Annotated in this window: 24 protein-coding genes; 8 read left to right on the forward strand and 16 right to left on the reverse strand. The window is 62.3% G+C overall.

Annotated features, from left to right (window positions below):
• Positions 1-39: 39 nt before the first annotated feature.
• From ypfJ to D0550_RS19215, 11 genes are all read right to left on the reverse strand, one after another.
• Complete coding sequence (gene ypfJ / locus D0550_RS19165; RefSeq protein WP_116810806.1) at positions 40-888, reverse strand: KPN_02809 family neutral zinc metallopeptidase; 849 nt, start codon at positions 886-888, stop codon at positions 40-42.
• 81 nt (positions 889-969) lie between these two features.
• On the reverse strand, positions 970-2,148 hold the full coding sequence (locus D0550_RS19170) for a glycosyltransferase (RefSeq protein ID WP_116810807.1): 1,179 nt from the start codon (positions 2,146-2,148) through the stop codon (positions 970-972).
• A 140-nt stretch (positions 2,149-2,288) separates the two neighbouring features.
• Positions 2,289-3,173 (reverse strand): protease HtpX, encoded by an 885-nt coding sequence (htpX, locus tag D0550_RS19175; RefSeq protein ID WP_116810808.1) that lies wholly within the window; start codon positions 3,171-3,173, stop codon positions 2,289-2,291.
• A 170-nt stretch (positions 3,174-3,343) separates the two neighbouring features.
• A complete protein-coding gene (locus D0550_RS19180) occupies positions 3,344-4,585 on the reverse strand; it encodes a L,D-transpeptidase family protein (protein WP_116810809.1) in 1,242 nt (413 codons plus the stop codon).
• A 70-nt stretch (positions 4,586-4,655) separates the two neighbouring features.
• Entirely contained in the window at positions 4,656-5,147 is a 492-nt protein-coding gene (locus D0550_RS19185) for a TPM domain-containing protein (protein ID WP_116810865.1), read from the reverse strand.
• Positions 5,148-5,151: 4 nt separating this feature from the next.
• Entirely contained in the window at positions 5,152-6,105 is a 954-nt protein-coding gene (locus D0550_RS36425; RefSeq protein WP_116810864.1) for a TPM domain-containing protein, read from the reverse strand.
• Between the two features lie 37 nt (positions 6,106-6,142).
• Entirely contained in the window at positions 6,143-6,790 is a 648-nt protein-coding gene (locus D0550_RS19195; RefSeq protein WP_116810866.1) for a LemA family protein, read from the reverse strand.
• 203 nt (positions 6,791-6,993) lie between these two features.
• Positions 6,994-9,054: a M13 family metallopeptidase gene (locus D0550_RS19200; RefSeq protein ID WP_116810810.1), complete on the reverse strand. Its 2,061-nt coding sequence runs from the start codon at positions 9,052-9,054 to the stop codon at positions 6,994-6,996.
• A gap of 49 nt (positions 9,055-9,103) precedes the next feature.
• Positions 9,104-9,850: a class I SAM-dependent methyltransferase gene (locus tag D0550_RS19205; protein WP_116810811.1), complete on the reverse strand. Its 747-nt coding sequence runs from the start codon at positions 9,848-9,850 to the stop codon at positions 9,104-9,106.
• On the reverse strand, positions 9,847-10,710 hold the full coding sequence (locus tag D0550_RS19210) for an alpha/beta fold hydrolase (protein WP_116810812.1): 864 nt from the start codon (positions 10,708-10,710) through the stop codon (positions 9,847-9,849). Before D0550_RS19210 ends, D0550_RS19205 begins: the two co-directional genes overlap by 4 nt.
• 130 nt (positions 10,711-10,840) lie before the next feature.
• Positions 10,841-11,035: a hypothetical protein gene (locus tag D0550_RS19215; protein ID WP_116810813.1), complete on the reverse strand. Its 195-nt coding sequence runs from the start codon at positions 11,033-11,035 to the stop codon at positions 10,841-10,843.
• A 112-nt stretch (positions 11,036-11,147) separates the two neighbouring features.
• Between D0550_RS19215 and greB the strand changes: the two genes are divergently transcribed.
• Positions 11,148-11,660, forward strand: a complete 513-nt coding sequence (gene greB, locus D0550_RS19220) for a transcription elongation factor GreB (protein ID WP_116810814.1) — start codon at positions 11,148-11,150, stop codon at positions 11,658-11,660.
• A gap of 38 nt (positions 11,661-11,698) precedes the next feature.
• Here greB and D0550_RS19225 read toward each other — a convergent pair whose 3' ends face one another.
• The 3 genes from D0550_RS19225 to D0550_RS19235 all read right to left on the reverse strand — a co-directional run bounded on the left by D0550_RS19225 (position 11,699) and on the right by D0550_RS19235 (position 14,556).
• On the reverse strand, positions 11,699-12,256 hold the full coding sequence (locus tag D0550_RS19225; RefSeq protein ID WP_116810815.1) for a hypothetical protein: 558 nt from the start codon (positions 12,254-12,256) through the stop codon (positions 11,699-11,701).
• Positions 12,257-12,292: 36 nt separating this feature from the next.
• Positions 12,293-13,711, reverse strand: a complete 1,419-nt coding sequence (locus D0550_RS19230) for a homospermidine synthase (protein WP_116810867.1) — start codon at positions 13,709-13,711, stop codon at positions 12,293-12,295.
• Positions 13,712-13,887: 176 nt separating this feature from the next.
• Complete coding sequence (locus D0550_RS19235; RefSeq protein ID WP_161965929.1) at positions 13,888-14,556, reverse strand: glutathione S-transferase family protein; 669 nt, start codon at positions 14,554-14,556, stop codon at positions 13,888-13,890.
• 109 nt (positions 14,557-14,665) lie between these two features.
• Here D0550_RS19235 and D0550_RS19240 point away from each other — a divergent pair, with 109 nt between their 5' ends.
• The 7 genes from D0550_RS19240 to D0550_RS19270 all read left to right on the forward strand — a co-directional run bounded on the left by D0550_RS19240 (position 14,666) and on the right by D0550_RS19270 (position 21,497).
• Positions 14,666-15,511 carry a sulfurtransferase gene (locus D0550_RS19240; protein WP_116810817.1) on the forward strand — a complete coding sequence of 282 codons (846 nt, stop codon included), beginning with the start codon at positions 14,666-14,668 and terminating at the stop codon, positions 15,509-15,511.
• 94 nt (positions 15,512-15,605) lie between these two features.
• Positions 15,606-17,573 carry a biosynthetic arginine decarboxylase gene (gene speA / locus D0550_RS19245; RefSeq protein ID WP_206606403.1) on the forward strand — a complete coding sequence of 656 codons (1,968 nt, stop codon included), beginning with the start codon at positions 15,606-15,608 and terminating at the stop codon, positions 17,571-17,573.
• Positions 17,574-17,930: 357 nt separating this feature from the next.
• Positions 17,931-18,206, forward strand: coding sequence for an RNA recognition motif domain-containing protein (locus D0550_RS19250; protein ID WP_116810818.1), 276 nt, complete (start codon positions 17,931-17,933; stop codon positions 18,204-18,206).
• 151 nt (positions 18,207-18,357) lie between these two features.
• On the forward strand, positions 18,358-19,194 hold the full coding sequence (locus tag D0550_RS19255; RefSeq protein WP_206606404.1) for a class I SAM-dependent methyltransferase: 837 nt from the start codon (positions 18,358-18,360) through the stop codon (positions 19,192-19,194).
• Positions 19,191-20,354 (forward strand): succinylglutamate desuccinylase/aspartoacylase family protein, encoded by a 1,164-nt coding sequence (locus D0550_RS19260; RefSeq protein ID WP_116810819.1) that lies wholly within the window; start codon positions 19,191-19,193, stop codon positions 20,352-20,354. The genes D0550_RS19255 and D0550_RS19260 overlap by 4 nt, the downstream gene beginning before the upstream one ends.
• A 4-nt stretch (positions 20,355-20,358) precedes the next feature.
• Positions 20,359-20,892, forward strand: coding sequence for an NUDIX hydrolase (locus tag D0550_RS19265; RefSeq protein WP_116810820.1), 534 nt, complete (start codon positions 20,359-20,361; stop codon positions 20,890-20,892).
• A 188-nt stretch (positions 20,893-21,080) separates the two neighbouring features.
• Positions 21,081-21,497: a hypothetical protein gene (locus tag D0550_RS19270; protein ID WP_116810821.1), complete on the forward strand. Its 417-nt coding sequence runs from the start codon at positions 21,081-21,083 to the stop codon at positions 21,495-21,497.
• A gap of 3 nt (positions 21,498-21,500) precedes the next feature.
• Here the strand turns inward: D0550_RS19270 and D0550_RS19275 are convergent, their stop codons facing one another.
• Both D0550_RS19275 and D0550_RS19280 read right to left on the reverse strand, forming a co-directional pair.
• The gene (locus tag D0550_RS19275; protein ID WP_116810822.1) at positions 21,501-22,154 is read right to left on the reverse strand and encodes a hypothetical protein; all 654 of its coding nucleotides are present in this window, start codon (positions 22,152-22,154) and stop codon (positions 21,501-21,503) included.
• A 1-nt stretch (position 22,155) separates the two neighbouring features.
• Complete coding sequence (locus D0550_RS19280) at positions 22,156-22,779, reverse strand: hypothetical protein (RefSeq protein WP_174842505.1); 624 nt, start codon at positions 22,777-22,779, stop codon at positions 22,156-22,158.
• Positions 22,780-22,968 lie beyond the last annotated feature (189 nt).

Consider the following 22,968-nt stretch of genomic DNA (forward strand, 5'->3'; position numbering starts at 1 on the left):
GGTGTGTGCGGAGCGTACGTTAGCATATGTACTGACATGTTAAAGTGATTTCGAGGCGAAAGTATCACAAGCCTGCAGCGAGCCACTCTCCAAACCGCGCTTGAACCATCGCACTCGCTGTTCCGAGCTGCCGTGAGTAAACGATTCCGGCGCTACATAGCCACGCGCCTGTTTCTGCAGGCGGTCATCGCCGATCGCCGCGGCCGCCTTCAAACCTTCCTCGATATCACCTTGCTCCAGCAGCTGACGGGAACGATCGGCGTTGTGCGCCCAGATACCGGCGAAACAATCCGCCTGCAGTTCCTGCTTCACCGATAGAGCATTCGCCTCGACATCGCTGGCGCGTTGCCGCGCCGCCATGTTGCGTTCCGAGATGCCCAACAGGGTCTGCACGTGATGCCCGATCTCATGCGCGACCACATACGCCTGCGCGAAATCGCCCGGCGCGCCGAAGCGGTTTTGCAGGTCCTCATAGAACGACAGATCGATGTAGACCTTGTGATCGCCGGGGCAGTAGAACGGCCCGACCGCGGCTTCCGCGAACCCGCAAGCGGACTCGACCGCGCCGGAGAACAGCACGAGCTTTGGCTGCTCGTAGGTCCGCCCCATCTGGTTGAAGATGTCGCCCCAGGTTTCTTCCGTGTCGGCCAGCACCACGCTGACGAACTCGCGCAGCTGCGCTTCCTCGGGTGTTTCCTGATACGGCCCCTGCTCGGAAGTGGGCGCCGAAGGCTGCACCCCTTGCAGGACCACCGACGGATCCTGGCCGAAATAGATGGCGATCAACGCCAGCACAATGGTGCCGATGCCAATGCCGCCGGCCCGTCCGAAACGGACGCCACGTCGGTCTTCGATGTTCGAGCTGCCTTGCCGACCTTGCCAACGCATGACGCTACTCCGCCGGATTTCTTTGTCGGTAGAGGTTATACGGCTTGCGACGGCAAGGGTTCCAGACGATTGCCGCGGAGGTTATGCCGCCAGCTGTTTGCCCTCGCCGGCAATGAGCGAAGAATACAGCTCGGCCATGCGCGTTGCCGTGGCGCCAGCGGACCAGGTCGATGCGTAAGTACGCGCTTCAGCGGACATCACGCGACGGCGGTCCGGATCATTGAGCAGTTCGACCACCAGATTTGCAAAGCCCTCTTCGTCATCCGGTGCGACGCGAGCACCGCGTTCCGGCTTCACGATGTCGGCAGTTCCCATATACGCGGTCGAAACGACCGGTGTGCCGCAGGCCATCGCCTCCAGCAACACCAACCCTTGCGTCTCGGTCTTGGATGAGAAAACGAACAGATCGCCGGCGTTGTAACAGTCCGGCAGCTCGCGCTCGCGCGACAGGTAGCCGACGAAACGAACATTCGCCGACAACTGCAACGACTCGACATACGATTTGCAGTGCTCGAGCGCGGGCCCTTCGCCGGCCACCACCAGCATGGCCTGCGGCTTGCGCTTCACCAACCGAACGAACATCCGCAACAGAAAATCGATATTTTTTTCATGCGCGATGCGCCCGACGTGTACCAGCGTCGGCCGATCGGCGGGAATGCCGAGCCGCTCACGAAAGCGACGGCCGTCGCCGTTGGCGAAACGTTCCATTTCCATACCGGTGGGAATGATGTGCATGGGACAGCGCACACCGTAGTCTTCCAAGGCCTTCTGCATGGCCATCGAAGGCACGACCAGCGCATCGAGCGCTGAGCATTGCGACACAGTGAAGCGACGCGCAACGAAGCGCATCACCGACCGGGGAATCAGCGGCACATAGTGGTGCAGATACTCCTCGAAGTAGGTGTGATACGTCTCGATCACCGGCACGCCGAGCTCCCGGGCAACGCTGACTCCGTAGTAGTGAGCGATGAACGGCGTCTGGACGTGCACGAGATCGAAGCCGCCGCGCTTCAGCTCCGACCGCAGCGAGCGCAGCGCGCCCTGTCTCAAGATACGATCTTCGGGATCCCGCGGCAGATAGCGGGAAGGCACACGGATGATGGGCTCCTGGCCCGCATCCGAATATTCGGTGGGATATTCCGGCGCGACCAGCAGCGTTTCGTGCCCGGCCGCGTGCAGGCCGCGGCGGAATGTCTGAATCGAGGTGGAAACGCCGTTGATGCGCGGAAAATAAACATCCGAGATCATCAAGATGCGCATGCCGGCACTCGCGACTAACGATGGGCGCGGAGCCTATGGCGTTTACGTGACGTTTCGATGAAAAGTGCCGGGCCGATAAAGAAAAACGGCGACCAGGTCCGTAAACCCGGCCGCCGTCGTAGAGAAACGGACTGCGCTGTTTATGCTGCCTGGCGTAGGGCGGCGATGCGCTCTTCCAGCGGCGGATGGGTCATGAACAGCCGCTTCAGGCCGCCGTCCTTCTTCTCGGTGCTGATGCCCAGGGCCTGCATCGAGTCCGGCAGCGGCGTGGAATGCCCATGACGCAGACGCTCCAACGCGCCAATCATGCTCTCGCGGCCAGCCAGCTGTGCACCGCCAGCGTCGGCACGGAACTCGCGACGACGCGAGAACCACATGACGATCATGCTGGCGAGAATGCCCAGCACCAGCTGCGCGATGATCGTGGTGATCAGGAACGCCGGGCCGTGCCCACGCTCGGTCTTGAACACGACGCGGTCGACCGTGTAACCGATCACGCGAGACAGGAACACCACGAAGGTGTTCACGACGCCCTGGATCAACGTCAAGGTGACCATGTCGCCGTTAGCGACGTGACTCACCTCATGCGCGAGCACGGCTTCGGCTTCGCGTTGTGACATGCCACGCAGCAACCCGCTGCTGACGGCCACGAGGGCGTTGTTGCGATTGGCGCCGGTCGCGAATGCGTTCATGTCGGGCGCGTCGAAGATGCCGACTTCAGGCATGCCGATGCCGGCAGCCTGCGCCTGCTTGCGCACGGTTTCGACCAGCCAGGCTTCGGTGGCGTTGCTCGGCTGCTCGATCACCCGCACGCCCATGCTGCGCTTGGCGACGAACTTCGACATGGCCAGCGAGATCAGCGAGCCGGTGAAACCGACGATCGCCGAGAACACCAGCAGGTTGTTGTAATCCAGACCGGTGCCTTGCTCGTTGAGGATGCGATCCACGCCGAGCAGGCGCAGGGTGACGCTGAGGACCAGCAGGATGGCCACGTTCGTGGCGACGAACAGGAGTATGCGTTTCATAGATGACTCGGGGGTCGGTGGATCGATTCCTGAGAAACGTCGAATACAGGGTCAAACGTAGGCAAGCACAACGGACACGCGGGAACATCGAACGCAGCTAACCTGCGCACGATATGCGGCCGGACGCCCGCCGCTTCAAGCGGGCACCCGGTCGCAATAAACGAGGAGATTTAGGAGCCGCTGGCGGCGCCAGCAGGCTTCGCGGCAGTGTTTTTGACTTTGGGCGGCGTCTTCTTGGGCAACGGCTGACCGCTGCGCACCGCTTCGAATTGTTCGGCGAGGAACAGACCTTCTTCGGTGTAGTTCCAGGTGGCGCCCTGCGGCACCCGATTCTCGACATGACGGGCATTGGCGAGATAGGTCTCGACCGTTACGTTCCGACGCGACACCGGCATGGCGATGCCACGCGGCTGCGCGATGATTTGATTCAGCAACTCGAGGTCGACGGCCGCGGCGTGCTGTTGCAGCTTCTGCGACAACTTGTCGTTGATGCCGGCGGTGAGCAATTCCTCGGCACCCTTGGGATGCTCGCGCTCGTCATCCTCGAGCACCGGGAATACCTGCACGTACATCGCGTCCTTCTGCCAGCCGAACACGAACGGCTGGTTGACGACCGTCACCTTGGTACCGACCGGAATCTGCTCGTACAGATCGGCGATGTCTTCCGGATAGAAGCGAATGCAGCCGTGGCTGGAGCGCATGCCGACGCCGTAGGGCTTATTCGTGCCGTGGATCAGATAGCTCGGCCAGCCGAGCGTCATCTTGTAAGCACCGAGCGGATTGTCCGGGCCCGGCGGCACACGCGCCGGCAGCGGATCTCCGGCCTCTTTGTGCTCCTTGCGCACCGACAGCGGCGGCGTCCAGGTCGGGTTCTTTTGCTTGGCGGTGACTTTGGTGCTGCCTTCCGGCGTCTGCCAGCCGATCTTGCCAATGCCGATGGGATGGGTGATGACGGTACGCATGCCGTCATCGACTTCGCCTTTCTTCAGCTTGGCCGGCTTGGGAAAGTAGAAGACGCGCAACTGTGCAAGATTTACCACCAGACCGTCGCGAGGCGCATCCGGCAGTACGAACTGCGTCGGCACCACGATCTCGCGACCGACGCCTGGGAGCCACGGATCGACGCCGGGGTTGGCGCGGAGAATTTCCTCATAGCCGACGTTGAAGCGCCGTGCGATGTCGGACAGCGTGTCCTCGCCCTGCACGTGGGTGATCTGCACCTGGCCGACCACTTCGTCGTGCGCGGGATCGAAGCGGAATTTATGCGTAGCGAGCGGTGCTTCGATCGGCGGGGGTGCGGGCGGAGGCGGTGGCGGCGGTTCGACCGGACGGGTGATCTGGCAACCCGCGGCTGCCAGAGCCGCTGCCAAGACCACCAGACGGCTCAAGCCGGAACGGATCGACAGATTCATAGGGATACTTATTACCTCATTGAGCCACGCTTTGCCATGTTCGTACCTACCCGGCGTCGACCATCGACCCTCACAACAGCGTCGGGCGGTCCGGCAGCTCGTTGCGATCGGCCACCGGGAAATGCCGCGCAATGAGCGTGCCCGCGGCCTGAATGCCAGCAATCAGCGCTGCTGCCGCCGACTCCTGGCTGAACAGCCGCTCCATGCGATGACAGACCTCGCTCCACTCCTGGGCGGTAATGCGCCCGTTGAAGCCACGATCGGCAACGATCTCCACGTCGTGGTCGGCCCAAAGGACATAGATCAGCACACCATTATTTAGTTCGGTGTCCCACACGCCAAGGTGGGAAAATGCCTGCAGCGCTCGCTGACGCGGCGAGATCTCCCTGAACAGCTCGGCCGGATCGAGGCTCGCCTCGAGCGCCACGCGAATCTCACCGCCGTGAGTTCGCTCGGTGTCGGTAATTGCCTTCTCAATGGCATTCAGCGCGGCCTCGTCGAAAGCACGACGCAAGTGACGCCGCGGCATGAAGAGGTGTCGGCTGAGTCGGGCGAAATTCATGCGCTCACCACCGCCCCGAGGCGCCGCCGCCACTGAAGCCGCCACCGCCGCCGCTCCAACCACCACCACCGCCGAATCCACCGCCGCCGCCGAAACCGCCGCCCCAGCCGCCACCGCCCCAACCGCCGCGACGGCGATTGCTCCAGCCGCTGCCGCCGCCGCCGCCGAAACCACCGCCACCCGTGAGCAGCGCGAACAGGAAAGCCAGCACCGCCGCACCGATTGAAAGCGCCATGATGCTGGTCAATACCCACATCAACAGACCGGCAATGCCCGCGGTCGCACCGGCGCCGCCAACTCTGCCAAGCATGCTTCGCAATATTCCGCTGCCGACGAAAACAAACATCAGCAGGATCGGCAGTGCATTGCCAATGCCGCCCAGGCCTTCGGGCTGACGCGACGAGCGCCGCTCGGGCTCGGGCAGCGGCTCGCCTTCGATCACGGCGATGATGCGAGTGATCGCTGCGTTGATGCCGCCGGAGAAATCGCCTTCGCGAAAGTGCGGCACGATGACCTGCGAGATGATGCGATTGGCGATCACATCGGGCAGCGCGCCTTCCAGGCCAGTCCCGACTTCGATGCGCACCGCGCGATCGTTTTTGGCGACCAGCAGAATGACACCGTCATCCGCCTTCGTACGACCGACCTTCCATGCATCGGCGACGCGAATGGAATATTGCTCGATCGACTCGGGCTGGGTGGTCGGCACGATCAGCACGGCGATCTGACTGCCCTTCTGTTTCTCGAATTCCAGCAGCCTGCTCTTGAGCGCCGCAGCTTCTTCGGGGCGTAGCGTGCCAGTGAGATCCAGCACCGGCGCGTCCCTGGGCGGTGCTGGCACCGGCACCAGCGTCTGCGCAAACGCGGAGACTGCCAGCAGCAGCGTCAACAGCAGCAGCCAGGGAAGCGCAGCCCGCGGCGCTGGCAAGCGTCCGCGGGAAGTAGCGAAGGCGGCCATCAAAGTGTTCGCGCTGTTCTTCGGCCGTGCGTCCGCTTCAACCCTGCTTTTCAACCTGCGGCGGTTGCGGTTGCTGTTGCTGCGGCCCGGACTCCGTCCGGCCGAAGTCCACTGCGGGCGGACGCGCGATCTCGCGCTCGTTCTCCACCGAGAAGTTCTGCTTCAGATCGTGTCCGAACACTTTCGCGGTGAGGTTGGTCGGGAACGAGCGCACGGTGACGTTATAAGTTTGCACCGCCTCAATGTAACGTTTGCGCGCGACGGCAATCCGATTCTCGGTGCCTTCGAGCTGCGCCCGCAGATCGTCGAAGCCCGAGATGGATTTCAGCTCGGGATAGCGCTCCACGACCACCATGAGTCGCGACAAAGCCTGGCTCAACTCGCCCTGCGCCGCCTGCCACTGCTGGAACGCCTGTGGATTGTTGATCAGCTCCGGGGTCGCCTGAATCGACGTTGCGCGGGCTCGGGCTTCCACCACACTATCGAGAATGTCCTTCTCGGACTGAACCGCGCCCTTGACCGTGTTCACCAGGTTGGGCACCAGATCGGCACGGCGCTGATATTGGTTCAGCACTTCCGACCAAGCCGCAGTCACCTGCTCGTCCTGTTGTTGCAACCGGTTGTAACCACACCCGGTCAACAGCGCTCCGAGCAGCACCAGCAAACCTACGCGCAGAAAATGCATGACGGAGCCCTTCATAATAAATAGTCGTCGTCGGGGCATCTGGCCCAGCGTCGCCGGCAGCGCACGTCAGCCGTGCATGCCGGACCCGTCAGCGAAACCGTCCGGGATCGGTGAGAGTTCCGCCGACAACGGCTGTTAAATTGGGGAAATTTTGCGCCGGTTTCAAGCGCCTGCCGGTGAATGCGGCAAAGTTACCGGCGACCTCACCAAATTCGTACACGGTCGGCGGGGGCTTTGTACATTTTGTCGCCCGGCTGCACGTCGAATGCTGCATGGAACTCCGGCAGGTTCGACACGACGTTATTGGTGCGGTACTCGCTCGGGCTGTGCGGGTCGGTCAGCAAGCGGCGCCGCAACTCGTCGTCGCGGTACTTGCGGGCCCAACCCTGGGCCCAGCCGATGAAGAAGCGCTGCTCGCCGGTATAGCCGTCGATGACCGGCGCGGGCCGGCCTCGCAACGACAGTTGCCAGGCGCGGTAGGCCATGGCGAGCCCGGCCACATCGGCAATGTTCTCGCCCATGGTGAGATCGCCGTTGACGAACAGGCCTGGCAACGGGCTCAGCGCGTTGTACTGCGCACCGAGTTGCTTGGCGCGCCGCGTGAACTCGGCGTTGTCTTCGGGCGCCCACCAGTCGTTCAGGCTGCCGGTGCCATCGTAGCGCCGGCCTTGATCGTCGAAGCCATGACTGATCTCGTGGCCGATGACCGCGCCGATGGCGCCGTAGTTGATGGCGTCCTCGGCGTCCACATTGAAGAACGGCGGCTGCAGGATGGCCGCCGGAAACACGATCTCGTTGGTCGGCGGGTTGTAGTAAGCATTCACCGTGTGCGGTGTCATGAACCATTCAGTGCGATCGATCGGTCCGCCGAGCTTGCCAAGATTGCGCTCGAACACCACCGTCGAGGCGCGCAGCTCGTTGCCGACCAGATCGTCGCGGCGAATCTCGAGTTTGGACCAGTCACGCCACTGCGTTGGATAACCGATCTTCGTGGTGAGTCGCTGCAGCTTGGCGTGCGCCTTTTCTTTGGTGGCCGGCGTCATCCATTCCAATGAATCGATCCCTTCGCGGTAGGCCGCCAGCAGATTGCCCATCAGTTCGTCCATGCGCCGCTTCGCGTCCGGGCTGAAGTGACGTTCCACATACATCTTGCCGATCAGATCGCCCATCGCGCCGTCGACCGTATCCACCGCTCGCTTCCAGCGCGGCTTGACCTCTTCGATGCCGGACACAGTGCGCTGGCTGAATTCGAACTGCAAATGCGCGTACTTGGCTGGCAGATCCGGCGCGTAGGTACTGATCAGCTTGTAGCGGAAGTAGCCGCGCCAATCGGCCACCGGCGTAGTCGCGATCAGCTTGCCGAGCGCTTCGAAATAGCTCGGCTGCGAAACCACCAGCGCCTGCGTCTTGTCCATCGGAATCTGCGCGCCGGCGAAGAATGCGTTCCAGTCAAAGCCCGGCATGAGCTTGGGCAACGCCGCCACTTCGTAACGGTTGTATGTTTTCTGCGCGTCGCGATTCTGCACACGCGTCCAATGTGACTTCGCCAGCTGCGTTTCGATCGCGACGATCTTCTGGGCGACGCTGTCGGCTTGCGGCGTGCCGGTCGCAGCGAGCAGATCCTGCACGTAAATCTGATACTTCTCGCGAATGCCCTTCAGCCGCTCGTCGCTGGAGAGATAGTAGTCGCGATCGGGCATGCCCAGCCCGCTCTGCGCGATGACGCCCGTGTACTGACTGGAGTTCTTGCGGTCGACGGAAACGTAATACACGAACGGATGCATCACCGAGATGCGCTGGCTGTAACCGATGTGACGTGCGACGTCCTGCTTGGTCTTCAAGTCGTCGATGCGCTTCAGCTCGGCCGCGAGCGGCTCCAGCCCGCGCGCTTCGATCGTCGCCTCATCGAGATAGCTGGCATACAGATCGCCGACCTTCTGCACGTCCGAACCGACCGGCGCATTCGCCGCGGCGGCTTCATCGAGAATGACTTTGAGATCCTGCTCGGCGCCATCTTCGAGCAGCGCGAAGGTGCCGAAGTTGGAACGATCGGCCGGGATCGTGGTGTTGGTGAGCCACTGGCCGTTCACGAAGCGATAGAAGTCGTCCTGCGGCCGGACACTTTTATCGAGATTCGAGCTGTAGACGCCGGAGCGCAGCGTCGCCGTCGCAGACGCTGCGGGAGGCGCACTCGTCGGCGGGCTGGAACAAGCGGCAAGAACGACGGCGCAACTCAACGCGGCAAGCAAAGGTTTAGCGTTCATGCCTGGATCATAAACGCGCTCGTTGCCTTCCGGAGCGGCAATTGAACAGTCAGTGCGGTCTACCGACCTTCAGGTGCAACGGCCAGGTCACCGTCTTCGCTGCCACCGGTGAGCCCCAGCTCGGCGCCATTTCCGCCCGCAGCGCGGGCAACGGATCCTGCCCGGTCGCGCGCTTGTAGCGCTGCACGGCCGACCAGGTGCCGAGATAGCCGATCAAGCTGTCCAGATCCCATTGCAGCTGCAGCTGAAACTGCGGCGTGCCGATTTCCTGAAACGGAAACGGCAGATCGCGATAGGCGCTCTCCACCCAACGCCGCTCGGGCGGCCAGTAGCTGCCAACCACGTCGCTGTAAAAGTGCCGGACGATCGCGTCGATCTGCGGCTCGACGTAAGCGAGGCCGTAGGTCCACAGCGCCAGCGCGCCGTCGCGGTTCAGTACGCGCTGCACTTCGGGATAAAAACGTTTGTGATCGAACCAGTGCGCGGCTTGAGCGGCGACGACCAGATCGACCGTGCCATCGCGCAGCGCCGGTTGCTCGGCGAGATTGCCGATGTAGGCAACGTGCGAATGCTGTTCGGCGTTCTGCAGCTGAGACACGCTGCCATCGCTCGCCACCACCAGCTCGAAGTGTTCCGCCAATCCGACCGCCGCCTGCCCGCTGCCGGTAGCGCAATCGAGCGCGACCTTTCTTTGCGGTGTCAGTGACGCGAGATAGTCGAACAGCTCGGGCGGATAGTCGGGGCGATATTTCGCGTACGCGTTCGCGTGGCCGGAGAAATGATCTTTGAAACTCATGGCAGCTCCGCCAGAAATTGATCGAGCGCGGCGCGACACTGCGGCTCGTCGAGTTGCGGCACGTGACCTCTGCCCTCGACCGTCACTCGCTGCAAGCGCGGATGCTCACGTTGCATACGATCGAACACTTCGACGGACAACAGATCGGAGAGCGCGCCGCGAATCGCCAGCGTTGGCGTGTCGCGCAGGGCATTGAATGCGAGCCACATGCCTTGCGTCGCGCCCGGCGGCGGCTGAATGGCGCGGATCGCGTCGCCGATGCGAGGGTCGGCCTCGAGTCGTGGCGAGCCGGTGCTGTCCTCGCTGTAGGCAAGCCGCACGAAATCGCGCCACTGCTGCTCGGTGAAATCCGGCAGCGCCACGCTGAACACATACTTCATCTGCTCGATGGCTTCGTCCCAGCTGCGCGGCGGCGGGAAGCGGCCTGCGTAGCTCCTGATACGCGCTGCGCCGACGGGATCGACTTCCGGCCCGATGTCGTTGAGCACCACACCGGCGAAGGTCTGCGCGCGCACCGCGCCCATCAGCAGAGCAACGAGGCCACCCATCGAGGTACCGATCGCGATGATCCGATCGATCCCCAACTCACGCAGCAACGACCACATATCGTCGACGTAAGTCATCGGGTGATAGTTCATCCACATCGAGTCGTACTGCGACTGACCTCGTCCACGGAAGTCCGGCGTGATGACTCGCCGCCCCGGCGCAATACGCAACGCCAAGGCTTCGAAGTCACGACAGTTGCGCGTCAGCCCATGCAGGCACAGCACGGGCACCTTTTTCATGTCGCCCGGATAGTCGCGGTAGTAAAGCTTCAGCCCGTCGCGGGATCGGTAGGTGTGCTCGGCAAAGATCGGCATGCGTGCAGGATAACCTGCAGCAAAATTCAGGCAAAAAAAAACCCCGAGTTTAGGGCTCGGGGCAGAGAAGCGGACTTTCTGAAGGGAAGTAAAGCCCGCTAGGGGATTCGAGAACAAAGCACTAAATTCATCAGTGCAGCCTGGACCACTGCAGAACCTTGATATCCTTGGTGTCGCATTCGAAGTTCTTGGCCAGCACCGAGGCGGCTTCCTTGAGGTCGCCACGCAGCAAGGTGCGGTTCACTTCGACGACGCCGCGGAACTCACTCATTCCCTTGGGAGCCCGTTCCTGCAGTAGAAAGTGCGTGTAGTACTTGATGCTCATGGGACGGCAGAGTAAAGAGCGGAAGAGTTGGCGACCGTGAAGGATTCCACAGAATTTTCGCCATTTGACGTTATCAGCGACGGCCTTACGAAAGCTTGGCAAACCGGCTCACATGTCCCGTTACCGACCGCCTCAACCAAAAGGTTCAAAGTTCATTACTCCTGTCGGTGCGCAACGACTAAAGGACGAATTGGACCACCTGTGGCGCGTATTGCGCCCGCAAGTCACGCAAGCGGTGCAAGAGGCCGCAGCGCAGGGCGACCGCTCGGAAAATGCCGAGTACATCTATGGCAAACGTCAACTGCGTGAGATCGACCGCCGCGTACGTTTTCTGCGGCAGCGACTCGATGGCATGGTGATCGTCAGCCAACCCCCATCGGATTCATCTCGTGTGTTCTTTGGCGCGTGGGTGACGCTCGAAGACGACACTGGCGTCGAGAGCGAATACCGCATCGTAGGCCCGGACGAGTTCGATGCTGCCAAGGGGTACATCAGCATGGACTCGCCGCTGGGCCGCGCGGTGCTGCGCAAAGCCTTGGACGATGAAGTGCGAGTGGAGATTCCAGGTGGCACCAAGGCTTATGTAATAACCGCCGTGCGCTATGAGGCGCCATCAGGCGGATGATCAAACGCCCGTCACCCCGACCATGACGGGCTGAGCAACTACAGCCCAAATAGGGAGAACAGGCGGCGCACCGGCCCCGCCGCCGCATCCAGATCGCGTTTACGACGCGTATGCATGCGTTTCTGCAGCGACTCCCGACGCTGACTCAACCATTGTTCGCGATCGGCACCGGGCGGCGAATGCCGCTTGGCCAGCTGCGCGGCCCGGAATTTACAGAAGTCGCGATAGCCATCGAGATCGTGATGCAGATCACGGCTGACCAGCTCGATCATGATGGCCTGATCGAGCAGCGCCGAGGATGCGCCCGAAGCCGGTTCGGTGAAGCATGCCAGCGCGTTGACCAGTCGCTGCGAGTCCTCCTCGCTGAGCCGCCAGTCCACGTCGTCCACCATCTCCAGCATGACTCCCAAGCGCGAATAGCGCTCCTTCACGAAGTCGGCGAGATGCGCCTGCACGCCTTTCAAATAAACCTCGCGTGCCGAAGCAACGATGCGCTCGATGGGTTGCGCACGCGCCGCCGACCGCCGCACCTGCGCGACTTCCGCGAGGTGCTGCAGATCGGCGTCGCCGAGATCGAAGCTGACTCTGAATGTCATTGTCGGACTATCCGTAGTCCCGAATATTTAGTCAGCTCAAACGATCACATTCTTGAACTGCCACGGATCGCTCTTGTCGAGCGATTCCTCGAACAGCCGGTTGCGATCGAACAGCGGCGTCCAGTCGCTGTACGCGCCGACCACAGGGCCGAGGTACGGCATGCAGATCTCGAGGATGCGACGGAAATCGATCTCGTCCGGCTCGAGCACGCCGCGATTGGGATTTTCCATCGCGAAGATCATGCCCGCCAGCGCCGCGACACAGACCTGCAAGCTGGTCGCCGTGTTGTGCGGAATCAATTTGCGAGCTTCGTCGATCGACAGCTGCGAGCCGTACCAGTACGCGTTCTTCTTGTGACCCGCGAGCAGCACGCCGAGCTCGTCGATGCCGCCCGAAAGAATTTCCTGATTGAGGATGCGCTTGTGATCCTGCATCCGCCAGTTGCGGCCGGCGAATTCGTACACCGACATCACTGCGTCATCGCACGGGTGATAGGCGTAGTGCACCGTCGGGCGGTACACGACCTTGTCGCCTTCGCGATGTGACAAATAGTCGGAGATCGAGATCGACTCACCGTGCGTAATCAGGAAGCCATGGAAATGGCCGGCCTTCGGCGTCCACGTGCGCACGTTCGTGCCAGCGCCCGGCTGCATCAGATAGATCGCGCTCTGGCGGCCGAACTCGTGACGACGCCCCTGCGGCGGCAATTCCTTCTCGTGCGTGCCCCAGCCGAGCTCGGCCGGCTGACAGCCTTCGCTGACGAACCCGTCCACCGACCAGGTGTTCACGAACTCGTTGATCTTCTTCGGCGTGTTGGCGACCTGCGTGTCGCGCTCGGCGATGTGAATGACTTTCACGCTGAGCTTGGCCGCGAGCGCCGCCCACTCTTCGCGCGTGTTCGGGTTGCCTGCGTCAACGGACGTGTCGGCGGCGATATTCAGCAGCGCCTGCTTCACGAAGTGCGACACGAGGCCGGGGTTGGCACCGTGTGTGATCACGGCCGTCGGCCCGCCCTTCAGTCCGGCGCGCACCTCCAGCATCTGCTCGCGCAGCGCGTAATTGGTACGCAACGACGGCGGCACGTTCGGATCGGTGTAGCCGCCCGGCCACGGCTCGATGCACGTGTCGAGATACAGCGCGCCCTTTTCGTGCGCGAACTTGACCAGCGCGATGCTGGAAACATCGACCGAAAGGTTCAGCAGGAAGTCGCCCTTGCCGACCAGCGGCTCGAGCACCTGACGATAGTTCTCCTGCGTGAGCGGGTTGATGACGAACTTCACGCCGTACTCGGCGGCCTCCTGCTGCCCGAGATCCTCGGCTGTCACAATCGTGATGCGCTCCGGCGGGAGCGCGATGTGACGCAAGATGAGCGGCAAAACTCCCTGTCCGATGCTGCCGAAGCCGACCATCACCAGACGGCCGGGGAAATTGAAATGCACGGGATATTGGGACATGGCGCTCACTTGAGAAACCCACGGAGAATTAGGAACGTCGAACCTCGATTGCGAAAAGCTCGCTTCGGCGACGGCGCGAAGTTTACTGACTTTTGCCGCCGCGTCGACCGTAACGAAAATCGACGCCGATAAGTGCGCCAAGACAGCGCACTTTCAAGGGGCCGGCCGAGGAATTTTTATTCTTTTTCTTTCCAGTGCGGCGGATAGGTTTTTTCGTAGCCCGGCAGCGCTTCGACGCGCTTGATCCAGGCGGCGATGGCCGGGAAATTCGTGTCCAGCGGCAGCAGGCGCGCGCGCAGATCTTCAGCGTCGCGGCGCTCTAGCACGCGCAGCAACTGCTGGATCCCGGGGAACACGACGATGTCGGCGGCGGAGAATGCCTCACCGACCAGCCACGAGGACGTCGCCAGACGATTCTCGATGGTGCGCGCCTCGGCGATCACGAAGTTCAGCGCGCGCTCGATCTCCTCCATGTGCCCCTCCACGCCCTGGAACAGAATCGCGTAGATGAGCTTGGAGAGGTGGTCCTCGGCGTACGACTGGTACTCACAAATCACGCGCGTGATGGTGCCCTCTTCCTCGGCAGTCGCACCGAAGATAGGTATCTCGGGATATTTGCGGTCCAGGTAGCGCAGGATGGCGAGCGACTCGAACACCACATAATCGCCGTCCTTGAGCACCGGCACGCGCCCGCGCGGGTTCATTTGCAGCATCTGCGGCGAGCGGTGCTCCTGCTTGGAGAACTGCACCAGGTGCGAAACGTACGGCAGGCGCTTGTGCTCGAGCGCGAGCAGCGCGCGCCACGAATAAGGACTGCCGCTACCCCACCACAGTTCCAGTGCCATGAACTCGTCCCAGCAAAATGCAAGGTCGGGATTGTAACCAAGCTGGGCGCCGGGGCCAGCGTAGAATGACCGCCCCGGCCCACGGCCTCGCCACGCGCTTGCAGACGCCATGCACACCACACTCGTCAACGCCGGCACGCTCGCCGCGCATCTCACCGATCCACAGTGGTTGATCGTCGATTGTCGCTTCGATCTGACGCAGCCGGCGGCTGGCGAGGCAGCCTACGACGCCGGCCACATTCCAGGCGCGGTTTACGCCCATCTGGATCGCGACTTGTCGAGCCCGATCACGGCCACCACCGGCCGGCATCCGCTGCCGGATCCTGAACACTTTGCGCAGACGCTGAGCCGCTGGGGCGTCAGCGCCGACACACAAGTGATCGCGTATGACGCCGACAACGGCATGTATGCATCACGCCTGTGGTGGCTGCTGCGCTGGGTCGGTCATCGCGCAGTGGCAGTGCTCGATGGCGGCTTCAAGGCGTGGACCGCGGCGGGACACCCGGTGAGCACTGAAATTCCTGCACGCCAGCCCACTCGGTTTCGAGCGCAACCGAATCGCGAGCTGTGGCTCGACGCCGAGCAAGTGCAGGCGCGCGTGCAACAACCCGACTGGAGATTGCTCGATGCGCGGGCGCCCGAGCGCTTCCTGGGCAAAGTCGAGCCGCTCGACAAAGTCGCCGGTCACGTGCCAGGCGCTCACAATCATCCGTTCTCGACCAATCTGTCGAGCGAAGGCCGCTTCAGCGCGCCGGAAGATTTACGACGTCGCTATGAGCAGTCGCAGGCCGGCGTTGCCGACGATCACACCATTGCAATGTGCGGCTCCGGCGTGACTGCATGTCATCTGTTGCTGGCGATGGAAGTCGCAGGCAAGCCCGGTGCGCGCTTGTACGCGGGCTCATGGAGCGAATGGATCACAGATCCACGGCGAAGCGTTGCAACTACTGATTAATTGGCGCGCTTCTTTTTTTACTTTTTGCAGCAATCTGTTTCCGCTATCGTTCGCGCCTTTCTTACACAGGCCCCAACTTCCGAGGCCCGCGCACTTGGACTCCACCGCAAAAAAACCGCTGCCTTTAGGCGTTACCAACGGCTCCTGGGACACCGAGGATTCGCTCGACCTGTATCAGGTACCCGCCTGGGGCAAGCATTACTTCAGCATCAACGCCGCGGGCCACGTGGTGGTGCGGCCGGATGGCTCGCCCGAACGCGAGATCGATTTGTATGAAGTCGTCGAAGGACTGCGTCAGCGCGATCTGACCGCGCCGGTGGTGGTGCGCTTCTCCGACATCCTGCGCCATCGGCTCAGCCGGCTGCAGAAGGCGTTCGCGCAGGCGATCGCCGAGAACGACTACAAGAACCGCTACACCGCCGTGTTCCCCATCAAGGTGAATCAACAGCGCCTGGTGGTCGAAGAGGTGTATCGCTACGGCGATGAATTCGGCTTCGGCCTGGAAGCCGGCTCCAAGCCCGAGCTGCTGGCCGTGATGGCGCTGACCGAAAATGCTCCCGAGCAGCGCATGATCGTCTGCAACGGCTTCAAGGACGACAGCTACATCGAAGCGGTGATCCTCGCCACCAAGCTCGGCCGCACCATCATTCCGGTGATCGAGAATTTCGAGGAGCTGCAGCTGGTGCTGAAGCACGCCAAGAAATATCAGGTGCGGCCGCGCATCGGCGTGCGCGTGAAGCTGGCAAGCGAAGGCGCCGGCCGCTGGCGCGACTCGGCCGGCGAGAAATCCAAGTTCGGCCTGTTCGTCACCGAAATCCTCGAGCTGGTGCAGGTGCTCAAAGCCAATGACATGCTCGACTGCCTGGAGCTGGTGCACTGTCATGCGGGCAGCCAGCTGCATGACATTCGCCGGGTCAAGGACGCGATCAACGAGCTGGCGCACGTGTACGCCGAGCTGAAGCTGATGGGCGCCGGGCTGAAATACATCGACATCGGCGGCGGCCTCGGCATCGACTATGACGGCAGCGGCACCAACTTCGAATCGTCGATGAACTACACGATGAACGAGTACGCCAGCGACGTCGTATATCGCATCGGCAGCGTCTGCAACGCGCGCGGCATCGACCATCCCGTCATCGTCAGCGAGTCCGGCCGTGCCACAGCCGCGCATCACAGCGTGTTGGTGTTCAATGCGCTCGGCTCGTCGTGTTTGGATAAATTCCGCATCTCGGATCGACTCGAGGATGAATACAGCGGCAACAAGGACGAGCTGCCGCAGCCCGTGCTCGATCTGTTCGAAGCCTATCGCACGATCTCCGAGCGCCGTCTGGTCGAGTGCTATCACGACGCCCTGCAGGCGCGCGAACAGGCGCTGCAAATGTTCAACCTGGGCTTGTTGAGCCTGGAGTTCCGCGGCCTGATGGAGCGTTTGTATTGGGCGACCTGCGCCAAGATCCGCGATCACTGCCGCAGGCTGGACCGCGTGCCGGAGGAGCTGGAAGGCCTGGAGCTGATCCTTTCCGACACCTACTTTTGTAACTTCTCCGTGTTCCAGTCGCTGCCGGACAGCTGGGCCATCGGTCAGGTGTTTCCCATCATGCCCATCCACCGGCTCGATGAGAAACCGACACGCAATGCCGTGCTGGCCGATATCACCTGCGACTCGGACGGCAAGATCGACCGCTTCGTCAGCCAGCGCGAAGTCAAGCGCACGCTGGAGCTGCACGAGCTGAAGCCCGACGAGGAGTACTACCTCGCCACCTTCCTGGTCGGCGCGTACCAGGAAACGTTGGGCGATTTGCATAATCTGTTCGGCGATACGCACGTCGTACACATCCGCCTGCACGACGAGGGCGGCTGGTGGATCGAAGAGATCGTCAAAGGCGATACCGCCCGCCAGGTGCTCAGCTACATGGAGTACGACGTGGAACGGTTGTTTCCGCAATTCGCCCGGGACTGCGAGCGCGCGGTGCGCGAAGGCCGCATGACACTGGCCGAAAGCCAGGCGCTGCGCCGGTTCTACGAATCGGAGCTGAACGGCTACACGTATTTGGAAGGATGAACGTCACTCCCCGGCCAGGCGGCTCGCTTGGCCGGGACCCGCAAGGCCGGACCCGGCCCATCGCTGTTTCATTCGCAGCTGCAAAAAAATCGAAAAAAGCGTTTGTCAAGTAGGATCATTGCAGTGGACAAACGGCTGACGTAGTATCGGTCGCGGTCAGCTGAATACGCATTTCAACCTACAAGAGCGACCTTCGGACATACGCGCTTAATAGAGCTCGTCTCCCGCCACGCCCATTCCCATGGTTGATTGTCAGCGACCAAGACACGGCGATCGTACTTTCATCCGGAAGCCCATGAGCTTTGCGGAGGCGATCGTTTGGCTGCAACTTTTGTCTGGCCTCAAAGAGTGACTTCGATGACGACGATCTACGTTGGGAATCTGCCGTTCAGCGCCACTGAAACGGACGTTCGCTCCCTGTTCGAAAAACACGGCACGGTGCAATCGGTCAAGCTGATCAACGATCGCGAAACCGGGCGTCCGCGCGGCTTCGGCTTCGTGGAAATGCCCTCTGGCGATGCCCAGACCGCCATTCAGCACATGAATGGTTTCGACATGGGCGGTCGGCCGCTGCGTGTGAACGAAGCCCGCGAGCGCGAAGCCCGTCCGCCGCGGCAGAACGGCCGCTGGTAGCCAGCTCCGACAGCCTGCTGCAACCAGGCTGCCGTAACTGAACCAGTCCGTCAGCCCAGGCCGCGCTCCGCAGGGCGTGGCCCGGGCTGGTTTTGATTTGCCACTGCTCCATCCACTATCTTCGCGGCTCATCAGGTTGCGAGGAGAAGGAATGAGATTGCCCTGCGTCGCCCGGCCGTTCCACTGGCTCGTGCTGAGCGCGATGATCCTGACTGGCTGCGCGACGACGCCTGCCACCGATCCGGCCACCGACGCCGCACTCGATACCACCCTGCGAGGCGAGCACCGTGCCCTCGAGCATCGCGCGCGGGACAGCTACCGGCATCCCAAAGAGACATTGGAGTTCTTCGGCATCCGCCAGGACATGACCGTGGTCGAAGTGTGGCCGGGTGCCGGCTGGTACACCGAGATTCTTGCGCCCCTGTTGAAGGATCACGGCCAGCTGTACACCGCCCTGCTCGATCCCTCCTTGGGCGATTACGCCAAGGCCACGGTGGATAGCTATAAAGAAAAACTGCGAATGCGGCCGGACCTGTACGGCAAAGTGACCACGACCACTCTGGCCGCGCCGCCAGCGAAGAACGAGATCGCGCCCGCCGGCACGGCCGACCTGGTGCTGAGCTTCCGCAATCTGCACAACTGGATGATGTTTGGCTGGGAGCGCGACGCACTGGCTGCCATGCACAGCGCGCTCAAGCCAGGCGGCGTGCTCGGTGTCGTTGCACATCGGGGCGACCCGCAGCTGCCGCAGGATCCGAAGGCCGCCTCGGGGTATGTGAACGAGGACTATGCGATCCGGATGATCGAAGCCGCCGGCTTCCAGCTGGTCGCACGCTCGCAGATCAACGCCAATCCCAACGACACCAAGGATTACGAGAAAGGCGTGTGGACGCTGCCGCCCGGCTTCGCCGCCGGCGACGATGCGCGTTACAAACAAATCGGCGAGAGCGACCGCTTCACGCTGAAGTTTGTGAAGAAGGCGTCATGAAATCATTGGTCAGATCATGGCTGCTCGGCTGCCTGCTGTGCACGGTCGCCCACTCCGCCGAGGAGAAGCCCGCGCCCACGCCGGCACCCGCCACCATGGAGGGCTCCGAAACTCTGAAGCCCAAGGGCCGCCTGCGATTGCTCGGCAGCGAAGTGCCTCCGGGCACGCGTAAGAAGCTCACTTGGACCAGCGGCGCAGGCATGGAAGGTTTTGTATCGCCGGTGCCGGTGTTCGTGCTCAATGGCAAAGGCCCGGGACCGGTGTTGTGCCTGACCGCGGCAGTCCACGGCGATGAGTTGAACGGCATCGAAGTCGCGCGCCGCGTGCTCGATGACATCGACGTCGAAGAGTTGAATGGCGCGGTCATCGGCGTGCCCATCGTCAACGTCCAGGGCTTTTATCGGGGTGCCCGCTACCTGCCCGACCGCCGCGATCTGAATCGTTATTTCCCCGGCAACCCCAAAGGCAGCGCCGCCACGCGCATGGCGCATTCGTTCTTCACCGAGGTCGTGAAGCATTGCTCGGCGCTGATCGATCTGCACACCGGCTCGTTGAATCGCACCAACCTGCCCCAGGTGCGCGCCGATCTGCGCTTGCCGCAAGTGTCACGCATGACCAAAGCATTCGGCGCGACCGTCGTCCTGCACAGCGTCGGCGAGCGCGGCTCGCTACGACGGGCAGCGACCGAAGCCGGCATTCCTGCAGTGACATTCGAGATGGGCGAGCCGATGCGCGTGCAATCCGAACAGGTCGAGCATGGCGCGAAGGCGGTGGAAACATTGCTTTACTCGCTGCGTATGACCAAGCAACGCCGCTATTGGGGCGATCCGGAGCCGGTGTACTACGCGTCCAAGTGGGTGCGCGTCGATCACGGCGGCATCCTGTTCTCCGACGTGGCCCTCGGCGAGCGGGTCAGCGAAGGCGAGTTGCTGGGCGTCGTGACCGATCCGATCTCGAGCCAACAGCACCGCATCTACGCGCCCACCAGCGGTCGCGTGCTCGGCATGGCCTTGAATCAGGTCGTGCTGCCGGGCTTCGCCGCCTATCGCATTGGCACTGCCACTACGCCGTCGAAGATGTCCAAGCAGTCCGCCGAAGATGCGGCCGAGGAGGACGAGTCGGCGCCCCCCATCGAAGAAGCCGATTCACCACCGGGATGAGTCTATGAGCAGCGCAAAGATCACCCCCGTTTTCACCGGCCGTGTCATCCAGGTAAACGTCGAGGTCGTGCAGCTGCCCAACGGGCACGTCGCGACGCTCGACATAGTGCATCACCCCGGGGGCGCTGCCGTGGTCGCGCTCGACGATGCCGGTCGCGTTTGCCTCGTGCGGCAATACCGTCACGCGGCCAATGGCTACATCTGGGAGTTCCCCGCCGGCAAGATCGATCACAAGGAGCCGCCGCTGCAGACCGCGCAGCGCGAGCTAGAAGAGGAAGCCGGTCGTCGTGCACGCGAGTGGCGGAGCCTTGGCGAGTATCTGTCTTCCCCCGGCATCCTGACCGAAGTGGTCCATCTGTTTCTCGCCACCGGGCTCACCGAAGTCACCCACCAGCTGGAAGCGGGCGAAGTCCTCGAAGCGCATTGGCTACCGTTCGAGCAAGTCATGCAGATGGCGCACTCGGGCGAGCTGCGCGATGGCAAGACGCTGGCGGCGCTGCTGCGCGCAGCTCCTTATGTGCAACCCCCGACACCGTAAGGTGGCTTCGTCACAGGCAACTGTCGGTATTTTTAGCGCTTCGGTGCCATTGTCGAAGCGCGTGACACTCGGCTGTTCGCATCCGGCACTCACATCACACTTTTACAACTTGCCCGCATTGCCGCGAAGCAATTCAATAGCGCCACACATCCAAAGGGATGAGCGGATGTGGAATCTCAATAGGTCCTATGGGTGCCGCCCATAGCGATGACACGGAGAACCGGGCGTTGAATGACGATTTGAAGAAACTGGGTTACCGCCTGCGGCCGCGCGTGGTCGAGCCACAGCAGCCGGGCCGCATCGCCTTCGACGAGCGAGGCAATGCCGTTTATGAGTGGAATGACGATCGCTTCAGCGCAGACGGCGAAGCGGGCGAGCGCGCCCGTCGCAAAGCTCTCGATCACCCGGGCTTGTCGTTCGTCGAGGAAGAGCAGCCGACCAACACGCCCATCCAGAACAACGCCAGGGGCACGCGCATCGGCTACAACCCCTACGAGAGCGGGCTGCTGAAGCGCAAGGCGGCCGCGCCGAAACGCGACCTGCGCGAGCTGTCGAAGTGGATCGAAATGAAAAAGCGCGTTGGCGAGAAGAACCGCGGCGAGTGAATCTCAGACCGCGAGCTGCCTGATCTTTTCCTGGTGACCGCAGCGGAAGAAGCGACGCAGCTCGGCGAGCCACTTCTCCGGCTGCGAGCGTCGCGACTGCAGATAGCGCTGGTCCAGTGACCGGCAGTACCGGGCCGCGTGCCGATTCGCCTCTTCGTAGCGGCGCCGGCTGATCTCATCCAGCTGCGGCAGGAAACTCACTCCGCCGAACATTCTGGCGTGCAATGAGCTCGGGAAAGCGCCTGCGCGCTGCCGGGTGATCAATGCGAGCGCGGTGGCGTACTTGTCCACCTCGGCCTGCAGCTCCAGCTCGAGCAACGACACCGGCCGGCCGCGCGCCAGACTCCAGATCAAGTAATGGAAATGACTGACGCCCTCGAGCGCCGTGCAGAAGTCATGCAGGTTGCGCTCGTCGAGCGCGTCCAGTGGATCGCGACGCTCCAGGCGTTCGATGACGCGCTCATCGATGAATAGACCGATACGGACGCCACCATCTTCCTGCACCACGAATACCTGCTCGTCGCTGAGCGGGCCGCTTTGATCGCCGACCACTTCGCGCAGCCGTTGCGGATCCGAAATCAGGAAATCCTCGGCGTCGTGTTCGACGGGTGCATCGTACAGTCGGGTCAGGAGCGACTGCATCCGACGCAGCAGCATGTCAGTGCTCCTTTCTCCCGGCATTCACCGGCGCGACACCGAGCCGCTGCAAGATCGCGAACGCGCGCGGGCTGCCGGTCTTCAGCCAGATCTCGTACAAGCGCAGGATGTCCTTATCGGTGTGCTGGTAAGCCATCTCGGCCACATCGTTGAGCACATCGACCAGCTGCTGAAACTTTCGCGCCAGCTCCAGGAACACCGCGGCGAATGCCTGGCCGCGAATCGAGTAGCGCATATTCTCGGCGAGCGTGCCGTAAGCGCGACCGCCCATGGCGATGTGGTAATCGATGTCGACGAGCTTGCGAGCGAAGCTTTGCGCGAAGAAACCGGCGATGAACAAAGAAACATCGCCCAGCCGGCGCAACGCTTCATCCCGCTGCTGGCTGGACTGCGCGGCCGACGCATCCGCCAGCATATGCGCCAGCGGCTTGAGGCGCACACCCTCGGGAGTGCGTTCGTAAAGCTCCTCGGAGCGCGCAAACACGGTCAGCACGTTTACGACGTAGTGCTCGGTGTGATCGTCGACAGCCACGCGCTGATTGCGGAGCGCCTTCTGCACCGAATCGTGGAAGAACTCGCGCAGATTGGGAACCGCAACGACCGTTCCAGAGCCATCGTCACTCATCGCCAGGCACCTCGTGCATGACTACTTGTACCAAGACATCGGCAAGCTTCGTCGAGAATTAAATCCTCAAGTCTTTGATACGGTTCCCGTCGGCAGTTTCGCTATCAGTCCTACCATGAATGTGGCGTCGGCGCGGTAAGAAAGTTCCCTTAGCACTCAACCGCAATGTTTGCTAATCAACCTCGAGGC

Source organism: Steroidobacter cummioxidans (assembly GCF_003104955.1).